The 11,985-nt window shown below is 36.4% G+C and carries 1 protein-coding gene; it reads right to left on the bottom strand.

Annotated elements, in window-relative coordinates:
• Positions 1–115 precede the first annotated feature (115 nt).
• A complete protein-coding gene (locus SLW70_RS14685) occupies positions 116–11,680 on the bottom strand; it encodes a T9SS type A sorting domain-containing protein (protein WP_320889375.1) in 11,565 nt (3,854 codons plus the stop codon).
• Positions 11,681–11,985: the final 305 nt, after the last annotated feature.

Here is an 11,985-nt window from a genome sequence, read left to right as displayed (position 1 = left end):
TTATTCAGGAACTTAAGTTTTATAAAAAAAAGTATACTGAAATTAAATTCAATATACTTTTTTAAGTTAGGGATGTTACAATAAATATTTTTTTAATGGTTTGTTTTATAACAGTTTAATTTATTATTATTTGTTGACTTAATTTTCCTTTTGAAGTGTTTACAAGAACAATATAAACACCAGTACTGACATCTTTTATTGCCAATTCAATATTACTTTGAGTATTATCTTCAATTTTCCAAGAGCTTAGGAGTTTACCATTAATATCAAATAAATTGACTTTATTAATTGTAATCTCATTGGCTTCATTTTCGATAATTAATTTACTAGTTTGTTGGATATGTTTAATAGTAATTAAACGATTCGTATTTTGAAAGTCATCAATACCTAACTGAGCTGTACTTGCAAATTGTATTGAAAAACGATTGTTAATTGCGCCTTTTGGTAAACTTACTTTATAACTGTTTGCTTTAATATCATGGTAGGTATTACTTTCATTATCGTGTAAATAAATGTTCAGATTAGTAGGGATATTTTCTAAAGCATCAATGTTTATTGTCGCCTCTCCTAATTTCTCCATTGTTATACCAACAGGAATTATTTGATCTTCATCAAATGAAGGGACTCCTTGAATAACATAAGGATTATTGTTTATTTTCCAATAAATATCACTACTATTCAAGTCAAACATTGGAGCATCATATCCGATATCAGCTGAATTTGTTGTATTCTTATCGGCTCCTAATAATATTTGTCTGTGTTTTCCATTAGGTGGATTAAAGCCAAGTCTAATTTTTGAACGAGTATCACTATCACTTTCTGTAGTTGTTTTACCAGTCGTACTTGGTTTCATGAATAATGAATTACTATCTCCTTCTCGATAGAATTTTCTTTGACTATTTTTAAAAATTAATGTGCCACCTTGTACAGTCGAAGTGGTTCCTACTATAGAAGCCTCTGTGGCAGCATCAACAAAAAATGCTTGACCAACTGGGATGTATCGTCCAGGAGCTCTCGTTCCTGAAAGGCCGCTTTGTGTATTTAAATCTCCATTCACAACTGCAACAACTCCTCCCATTAAGGTATAGGTAGAATAACCACCCTCATACTCAGCTAAATTATGATTATTTGAATTAGCTAAATGATCCCAATAGTATAGCGCACCATTAAATACATTTGCAGTCCCACGACATCCCACGCAATCTTTAAGATTGTCTTTTATGAATTCGTCAGCATCTAGAGCTGATGGGTAAGGGTTTCCTATTAGATAGGTTTGTTCTAAAGGCAAACCTCTTGAAATAGTTCCTGAATTTGGTTTTCCGGTAAAAACATAATTTTGCTTAGCTGTAATTGGCGCACTTCCACCAGTACCTTTCATAGTAAAACCTTCAGCCGTATTTAAGGCTCCAGTATTTTTTATGTTATTCCATAAAAAGTAATTTTGTAATTCAGAATTAGTAGCCAATGTTTTGGAATTATAAGACCATATCCATCGGGTAGTCAGTTTTATTGGACTTGTTACCGGTCCATCAGCAAAAAATGCTCCACTACCAAAGTTGATTAATTTTGGATTAGATGAATCGGTACCATCTCTTAGCACTCCATTTAAAGTATAAGGTGAATTGTTTGCTGCTCCTCTTATAGTTACAGGTGATGACCAATAATTATAGTTGAAACTGTTTTTTTGACCTTGTTGATCTCGTTCAATATAGCCACTACTAGCTTCATCAAAAACACTTTCACTAACTTGAATAGTGTTATAACGTTTTTGGACTAATTGTGATTTTCCAACTAAATCTATAAAACCATCAAGTTTTAAATAATGGGTTATTGATAATCCTTGCCCATTGTTATTTTCATTTAAAGTTTGAGATGGATTAGCAATCGTCAATTGCCCTGATTCAGATCTTAAACCTAATAATGTAATATCTTTGGCAGTAGAATTAATATTATGCAAACTTCTTACAATGTTCCAGTCAATAGGTTGCCCATTAATACCTGTACTATTAGGATAATCCCAAACTGTATTCCCGTAAGCCCATGGTGTAGCTGCAGAGGTATTGGTCCAATCTCCATTTCTCACAGAATAATAGGGTAGAGGAGCTGTTTGAGGTTCAGAAGTAGTTATATTTTTTAATTTACCATCAGCGCCTACCCCAAAATTAGGTTTTAAATACCCACATCCAAATTGGTCCATACGATAGTATCCTTTTAAATTTGACCAAGTCAAGCCATAAATAGGTAAAGGGATAATTTCTCCATAAACAACATTGTTACCTGTTGTTTGCTCTTTTATTTCTTGGTTCATCATTTGATGAATTTGTTCTTCATTTAAAGCAACATTCCAAATACGTAGTTCATCAATAGCACCTCTAAAATAATTTACAGGATTATTGCTATCCTGATCCATTGCTCCAAGTAGTGTTCTATAGTTGTTAACCAAAGGCAAACTACTTCCTGTTTTAGTATTCATTAATAACCCATCTATATATAATCTATATTCACTATTAGTATAAGTTACTGCAATATGATACCATCTATTTGAAGTAATTTTGAAAGGAGATGTAATACTTCCAGAACCATTCCAAATAAAGGTTACAAAATCATTTTGCACCCTTAAATCATAACCACTTCCATTAATATTAGCGTTTCTTTTTGAAAAGATAGTTTGGATGTTATTTGACGACGCAGCCGTTTTTATCCAAACTTCAATACTAAAGTTATTATTTAAATCATAGTTTTGTTTCTTAAAATCAACATAATCATTCGTGCCATCAAAGTCAATAGTTGAACAATTAGAAATAGTCACATTTACAGTGCTAGTACAAGGTCCTACTGTCCATGCTAATACATAATTACCTACTTCGCCAGTAAAAGTAGCATCAGGATCATTGATATTTGAAAACGTCCCTGTACCACAGGTACTTGTACCACTGATAGACCATGTTCCAACACTTTGTGTACCAGGGTCATTACAGGTTTTACAACCAGTAGGGATTGTATAAGAACCTTTAGCAGCATTTTGATTAGCGGTTTTAAAGTTATCATAGGCGTTTAGTTGTACGGTATTTGAACCACAAACATCTGGTCCTAATACGATATTACTTCCTGCATAAGAATAACTTACGTTTACATCTGCCAATGCAGTTCCCGATGGATCATAGGATCTACAACCTTCAACAAGAACGGTCGCTCCATATTGATGTTTTCCGGGTGCTTCTGGTGTCAGATTAAAAGAGGTTTCTAATTGTCCATTAGTAATAGGAGGAGTGCTAGGATTTCCAATTCCATCAGTCCATTCTATTTGATCTAAAACGGGAGTTGTAGGAATTGAAATATTATCCATTGCCCATACACTTTTATCATTGGTCCCTCTAAATGCCCATTTGATACGCAAATTGGTTTGTCCTAAATAAGCAGTTAAAGGAATGGAGGTATTATCATTTTTAAAATTGTATTGTGTTGCAGTTGCACCCACTTTTTGCGCAGCGGTTACGTTAGGATCAGTGAACCAAAGTAATTGTGGCGAACCTACTGCATGCATTGTTTTTAGGATATTATATGTTACCCCTCCATCTGTTGAAATATAGATGTAAGCCAAATCTCCAGTAGCAAAATAATAAGCTTGGTCAAAATCTAACGAAGCAGCACTCATTTTGGCCAAACTAAAAATAGGTGTTTCTAATATTGCAGGGTTTGCACCTGTATATTTATTAGGACCTGAACTAATATTGTGATTTCCTGATGTAATAGCAAATTTGAAGTTTTGACTATCATAAGTGATGTCTCCAAATTGATGATCATTGGTTGCAGACCAATTTCTTGGCTTGGTGTTGTTTCCTCCAGCAGTAAATCCTCCGGGGTTACCATCTACTAGCCATCCCTTTGGGTCTTGCGTATTAAGTTGACCTTGATCAAAATCGCCTCCTTTTCCAGCGATGGCATCTTCTTGTATAGTGTAGCCTCTTCTAGCAACTAAAGTAATACTTTGGTTCAAGCAGATGTTATATACCGTTTGGTCTAAAACAGGAGGTTTATCTGTAGGTAATGCCCTTACGTAAAAACTGCTAGAATATTGTATACAAGTACCAACTTTTACTACGGCTCTAAAGTAAGTAGATTCAGTGGTAGCAGGGTAGAATATTGTGGTATAATTATTAGTAGTATTTGAAATAGCTACCCATATAGGATTACCAACAGTATATTTTTCCCAACGAATGATGGTTCCTACTTGTCCAGTTAGATTCATTTTAATTTCATTTCCTCCGCTAGAGCATGATGTGATATCTACCTGAGTTTTTGCTGAGGCTGCTCCTTCTACGGTTAAATATCCTTTTAGAGTTCCTCCATTAATGGTTTCGGAAGTCAAAGTGATATTTTGTGTCTGAGTAGATACATTTCCTGTCGCATCAGTATAAGTCCATGTTACGGTTGTAGTTCCAACAACTCCAAACGGGAATTGTATATTAGGTACACCTGTAATGGTGCCATTACAAGTATCGTATGCTGTAGGGTAAGTTAATTGAGAACTAGTTAGCTCACAGCCTGTAAAGTTTAAATTAGGAAGATTTGTAACATTAGGAACAGGAGCGTTATTGTCAGTAACTGTAACAGTTTGAGATATGTTTTTTCTATTTCCAGACGAATCTGTAAAATTCCAATCAATAACATAAAAACCAGGTGTTGAATAAGTATGAGGTAAACTGATATCGTTTGTAATTGCCGTTACAGTACCACAATTATCTGGTGAAGTTGGAGCAGAAGATATAGTTACAGAACAGTTTCCTGATAAAGCTGGTAAAGAGGTTATAGAAGGTAATTCATTATCAATTACAGTAATTGTTTTAGCTCCAGTTGTTATATTTCCTACGGCATCTGTTACGGTATAATTAATCGTAGTTACGCCTTTGTTAAAAGTATAAGTGCCTACCTGACCACCAGTTACTGATTTAGTAGTGGCTCCTGTTAAGGTGTAGGTCATAGTTGCTCCAGGGCAGTTATCGTTAAAAATAGCATTCGTAACAACTACCGATGCTGTACATACTCCAGTATCTGTATTTACAGATTGATTCGCACCAGCTGTTAAAGAGGGAGCAATAGTGTCGCTAATAACGATGTCTTTAGAACCAGAAGTTATGTTTCCAACTGCATCGGTTACGGTATAGTTGATAGTAGTTGTTCCTTTGTTAAAAGTAAAAGTCCCAACTTGTCCAGAAGTGGAAGCAGCCGTAGTTGCCCCTGTTAAAGTATAAGCAATTGTAGCCCCTGAACAGTTGTCATTAAAAACGGCATCGGTTACTGTTACAGAAGTTGAACAACCTGAACTAATATTCGCTGATTGATTAGCGCCAGCGGTTAAAGTTGGTAAGATAGTATCACTAATAACGATGTCTTTAGAACCAGTAGTCATATTTCCAGACGCATCAGTTACGGTATAGTTGATGGTTGTTGTTCCTTTGTTAAATGTATAGGTTCCTACTTGTCCATTAGTTATTGTTTTAGTAGTTGCACCTGTTAAAGTATAAGCAATAGAAGCCCCTGAACAGTTGTCGTTAAAAACAGCATCGGTTACTGCTACAGAAGCTGAACAACCTGAACTAATGTTCGCTGATTGATTCGCACCAGCGGTTAATGTTGGTAAAATAGTATCACTAATAACGATGTCTTTAGAACCAGTAGTTGTATTTCCAACCGCATCAGTTACGGTATAGTTGATAGTAGTTGTTCCTTTGTTAAAAGTAAAAGTTCCTACTTGTCCATTAGTTATTGTTTTAGTAGTTGCACCTGTTAAAGTATAAGCAATAGAAGCCCCTGAACAGTTGTCATTAAAAACAGCATCAGTTACCGCTACCGCAATCGAACAACCAGAACTAATGTTTGCTGATTGATTCGCACCAGCGGTTAATGTTGGTAAAATAGTATCACTAATAACGATGTCTTTAGAACCAGTAGTTGTATTTCCAGCCGCATCGGTTACGGTATAGTTGATAGTAGTTGTTCCTTTGTTAAAAGTAAAAGTTCCTACTTGTCCATTAGTTATTGTTTTAGTAGTTGCACCTGTTAAATTATAAGCAATAGAAGCCCCTGAACAGTTGTCATTAAAAACAGCATCAGTTACTGCTACAGAAGCTGAACAACCAGAAATAATGTTCGCTGATTGATTCGCACCAGCGGTTAATGTTGGTAAAATAGTATCACTAATAACGATGTCTTTAGAACCAGTAGTCATATTTCCAGACGCATCAGTTACGGTATAGTTGATGGTTGTTGTTCCTTTGTTAAATATATAGGTTCCTACTTGTCCATTAGTTATTGTTTTAGTAGTTGCACCTGTTAAAGTATAAGCAATAGAAGCCCCTGAACAGTTGTCGTTAAAAACAGCATCGGTTACTGCTACCGCAATTGAACAACCAGAACTAATGTTTGCTGATTGATTCGCACCAGCGGTTAAGGTTGGTAAAATAGTATCACTAATAACGATGTCTTTAGAACCAGTAGTTGTATTTCCAACCGCATCAGTTACGGTATAGTTGATAGTAGTTGTTCCTTTGTTAAAAGTAAAAGTTCCTACTTGCCCAGAAGTGGAAGCAGCCGTAGTCGCTCCAGTTAAAGTATAAGCAATAGTAGCCCCTGAACAGTTGTCATTAAAAACAGCATCGGTTACTGCTACAGAAGCTGAACAACCCGAACTAATGTTCGCAGATTGATTCGCACCAGCGGTTAAAGTTGGTGCAATAGTATCGCTAATAACGATGTCTTTAGAACCAGTAGTCATATTTCCAGCCGCATCGGTTACGGTGTAGTTGATGGTTGTTGTTCCTTTGTTAAAAGTAAAAGTTCCTACTTGTCCAGAAGTAGAACCTAAAGTAGTTGCTCCTGTTAAAGTATAAGCAATAGTAGCCCCTGAACAGTTGTCGTTGAAAACAGCATCAGTTACTGCTACAGAAGCTGAACAACCTGAACTAATGTTCGCAGATTGATTTGTTCCAGCGGTTAAAGTTGGTGCAATAGTATCGTTAATAACGATGTCTTTAGAACCAGTTGTTGTATTTCCAGCCGCATCGGTTACGGTATAGTTGATAGTAGTTGTTCCTTTGTTAAAAGTAAAAGTCCCAACTTGTCCAGAAGTGGAAGCAGCCGTAGTTGCACCTGTTAAAGTATAAGCAATTGTAGCCCCTGAACAGTTGTCATTAAAAACAGCATCAGTTACTGCTACAGAAGCTGAACAACCCAAACTAATGTTCGCTGATTGATTAGAACCAGCGGTTAAAGTCGGTACAATAGTATCATTAATAACGATGTCTTTAGAGCCAGTAGTCGTATTTCCAGTCGCATCGGTTACGGTGTAGTTGATGGTTGTTGTTCCTTTGTTAAAAGTAAAAGTTCCTACTTGTCCAGAAGTAGAACCTAAAGTAGTCGCTCCAGTTAAAGTATAAGCAATAGTAGCCCCTGAACAGTTGTCATTAAAAACAGCATCGGTTACTGCTACAGAAGCTGAACAACCAGAAATAATGTTCGCTGATTGATTCGCACCAGCGGTTAATGTTGGTAAAATAGTATCACTAATAACGATGTCTTTAGAACCAGTAGTCGTGTTTCCAGCCGCATCGGTTACGGTATAGTTGATAGTAGTTGTTCCTTTGTTAAAAGTAAAAGTCCCAACTTGTCCAGAAGTGGAAGCAGCCGTAGTTGCCCCTGTTAAAGTATAAGCAATTGTAGCCCCTGAACAGTTGTCATTAAAAACGGCATCGGTTACTGTTACAGAAGTTGAACAACCTGAACTAATATTCGCTGATTGATTCGCACCAGCGGTTAATGTTGGTAAAATAGTATCACTAATAACGATGTCTTTAGAACCAGTAGTCATATTTCCAGACGCATCAGTTACGGTATAGTTGATGGTTGTTGTTCCTTTGTTAAATGTATAGGTTCCTACTTGTCCATTAGTTATTGTTTTAGTAGTTGCACCTGTTAAAGTATAAGCAATAGAAGCCCCTGAACAGTTGTCGTTAAAAACAGCATCGGTTACTGCTACCGCAATTGAACAACCAGAACTAATGTTTGCTGATTGATTCGCACCAGCGGTTAAAGTCGGTGCAATAGTATCGTTAATAACGATGTCTCTAGAACCAGTAGTTGTATTTCCAACCGCATCAGTTACGGTATAGTTGATAGTAGTTGTTCCTTTGTTAAAAGTAAAAGTTCCTACTTGTCCAGAAGTGGAAGCAGCCGTAGTTGCACCTGTTAAAGTATAAGAAATAGTAGCCCCTGAACAGTTGTCGTTAAAAACTGCATCAGTTACTGCTACCGCAATTGAACAACCTGAACTAATGTTCGCAGATTGATTTGCACCAGCGGTTAAAGTTGGTGCAATAGTATCACTAATAACGATGTCTTTAGAACCAGTAGTTGTGTTTCCAGCTGCATCAGTTACGGTGTAGTTGATAGTAGTTGTTCCTTTGTTAAAAGTAAAAGTCCCAACTTGTCCAGAAGTGGAAGCAGCTGTAGTCGCACCCGTCAAAGTATAAGCAATAGTAGCTACTGAACAGTTGTCGTTAAAAACAGCATCAGTTACTGCTACCGCAATCGAACAACCTGAACTAATGTTCGCTGATTGATTTGCACCAGCGGTTAAAGTTGGTGCAATAGTATCATTAATAACGATGTCTTTAGAACCAGTTGTTGTATTTCCAGTCGCATCAGTTACGGTATAGTTGATAGTAGTTGTCCCTTTGTTAAAAGTGTAGGTTCCTACTTGTCCATTAGTTATTGTTTTAGTAGTCGCACCGGTCAAAGTATAAGCAATAGTAGCCCCTGAACAGTTGTCATTAAAAACTGCATCGGTTACTGCTACAGCAATCGAACAACCCGAACTAATGTTCGCTGATTGATTCGCACCAGCAGTTAAAGTCGGTGCAATAGTATCGCTAATAACGATGTCTTTAGAACCAGTAGTTGTATTTCCAGCCGCATCAGTTACGGTATAGTTGATAGTAGTTGTTCCTTTGTTAAAAGTAAAAGTTCCTACTTGTCCAGTAGTTATTGTTTTAGTAGTTGCCCCTGTTAAAGTATAAGCAATAGTAGCTCCTGAACAGTTGTCGTTAAAAACAGCATCAGTTACTGCTACAGCAATTGAACAACCTGAACTAATGTTCGCCGATTGATTCGCACCAGCGGTTAAGGTTGGTGCAATAGTATCGCTAATAACGATGTCTTTAGAACCAGTAGTCATATTTCCAGCCGCATCGGTTACGGTGTAGTTGATGGTTGTTGTTCCTTTGTTAAAAGTAAAAGTTCCTACTTGTCCAGAAGTAGAACCTAAAGTAGTTGCTCCTGTTAAAGTATAAGCAATAGTAGCCCCTGAACAGTTGTCGTTGAAAACAGCATCAGTTACTGCTACAGAAGCTGAACAACCTGAACTAATGTTCGCAGATTGATTTGCTCCAGCGGTTAAAGTTGGTGCAATAGTATCGTTAATAACGATGTCTTTAGAACCAGTTGTTGTATTTCCAGCCGCATCGGTTACGGTATAGTTGATAGTAGTTGTTCCTTTGTTAAAAGTAAAAGTCCCAACTTGTCCAGAAGTGGAAGCAGCCGTAGTTGCACCTGTTAAAGTATAAGCAATTGTAGCCCCTGAACAGTTGTCATTAAAAACAGCATCAGTTACTGCTACAGAAGCTGAACAACCCAAACTAATGTTCGCTGATTGATTAGAACCAGCGGTTAAAGTCGGTACAATAGTATCATTAATAACGATGTCTTTAGAGCCAGTAGTCGTATTTCCAGTCGCATCGGTTACGGTGTAGTTGATGGTTGTTGTTCCTTTGTTAAAAGTAAAAGTTCCTACTTGTCCAGAAGTAGAACCTAAAGTAGTTGCCCCTGTTAAAGTATAAGCAATTGTAGCCCCTGAACAGTTGTCATTAAAAACAGCATCAGTTACTGCTACAGAAGCTGAACAACCCAAACTAATGTTTGCTGATTGATTCGCACCAGCGGTTAAGGTTGGTAAAATAGTATCACTAATAACGATGTCTTTAGAACCAGTAGTCATATTTCCAGACGCATCAGTAACGGTATAGTTGATGGTTGTTGTTCCTTTGTTAAAAGTATAGGTTCCTACTTGTCCAGAAGTGGAAGCAGCCGTAGTTGCCCCTGTTAAAGTATAAGCAATTGTAGCCCCTGAACAGTTGTCATTAAAAACAGCATCAGTTACTGCTACTGCAATTGAACAACCAGAACTAATGTTTGCTGATTGATTCGCACCAGCGGTTAAGGTTGGTAAAATAGTATCACTAATAACGATATCTTTAGAACCAGTAGTCATATTTCCAGACGCATCAGTAACGGTATAGTTGATGGTTGTTGTTCCTTTGTTAAAAGTATAGGTTCCTACTTGTCCAGAAGTGGAAGCAGCCGTAGTTGCCCCTGTTAAAGTATAAGCAATTGTAGCCCCTGAACAGTTGTCATTAAAAACAGCATCAGTTACTGCTACTGCAATTGAACAACCAGAACTAATGTTTGCTGATTGATTCGCACCAGCGGTTAATGTTGGTAAAATAGTATCACTAATAACGATGTCTTTAGAACCAGTAGTCGTATTTCCAACAGCATCAGTTACAGTATAGTTGATAGTAGTTGTCCCTTTGTTAAAAGTATAGGTTCCTACTTGTCCAGAAGTTATTGTTTTAGTAGTTGCTCCTGTAAGTGTATAAGCAATTGTAGCCCCTGAACAGTTGTCATTAAAAACAGCATCAGCTACTGCTACAGAAGCTGAACAACCCGAACTAATGTTCGCTGATTGATTTGCACCAGCGGTTAAATTTGGATTAGTAGTATCTGTTACATTGAATGTTACTGTTTCAATGTTTGTTGCTGAAGCAGTGGTTGTAACTTCCAAAGAAACTAAATATTCTCCTACTGCTGAAGGAGTAAAAGATGTTGATGTACTGACTGTGTTGTCAGCTAATGTTCCAAAAGCAATAGTAGCAGTTGTTTCGTCAGGATATCTAACGTTCCATTTGTAAGAAACATTAGTTTCTGTCCCAGTGTAACCTCCCGTTAAATTGATTATTGAGCAACCAGAAACATTAACATAGTCAACTGAAGGAGTTGTGATATCAGCATTTACATTTCCTCCAGAGGCGGCTACTTCACCAAAAGTATACACATTTGAACCTCCTCCTACGCAGGCAGCATATCGTTTGGTTCCAATATAGATTTCATCGTTGTTTGTACAACTCCCCGCAAAATTACCTCCATTTTCTAACGTAATGACCGCGTTTGAAGGTAAATTTAATCGTATTTTATTGGAATTAAAATTTAGTATACCTCCATTAATATTTAAAAAAGGAGTTGATAGCGTAATAGTATTTGGATTAGATGATGGATTTAAATTTAAGGTTCCTTTTATATCCACTGTTCCCATTGTAGTTGTGGAAAGGTTATTAGGAATAGTAATAGTGTGTAAATTAAGTATCGTTACTGTATAGGAACCGTTATTTTGTCCAGGATAAAAAGTTGGAGCAGGGTCCCATATTCCGGCACCAATATAGATTTCCCAAGAGCTTGTAGCGTTCCAGTTACCAGTTGAAACTTTTGATCTATAGTCACCAATAACTTGTCCAAAGCTAATTAGGCAACTAAGAAATAGAATATGGATAAAAAAGTATTTTTGTTTCATAATAACCACTTTTTAAATGATTCAATGTTTACTGTGAATTTTTAGTGATCTACTATCCTTTACAGTATTAAATTGTATTGTTTTGCGGTATTATTTTGCAAACATTAAATTGTATTTATTAATGTTCGTCTAAGTTCTTTTTTAAGGAAATAATCTAATTATAGGAAATTTGTAGCAAAATTAATCATTTTTGTGAGTAAATACCTTTTTTTCGATTAACTACTTTTAAAATCCGATGAACAGTTTATTTCTTAAATAATTCTTAAAACATTTCAAAATGAAGCGTATAAGATATTATGGTGTAA

The organism is Flavobacterium sp. NG2 (assembly GCF_034119845.1).
Taxonomy (GTDB): domain Bacteria; phylum Bacteroidota; class Bacteroidia; order Flavobacteriales; family Flavobacteriaceae; genus Flavobacterium.
This window is presented reverse-complemented; position numbering and strand designations above follow the sequence as displayed.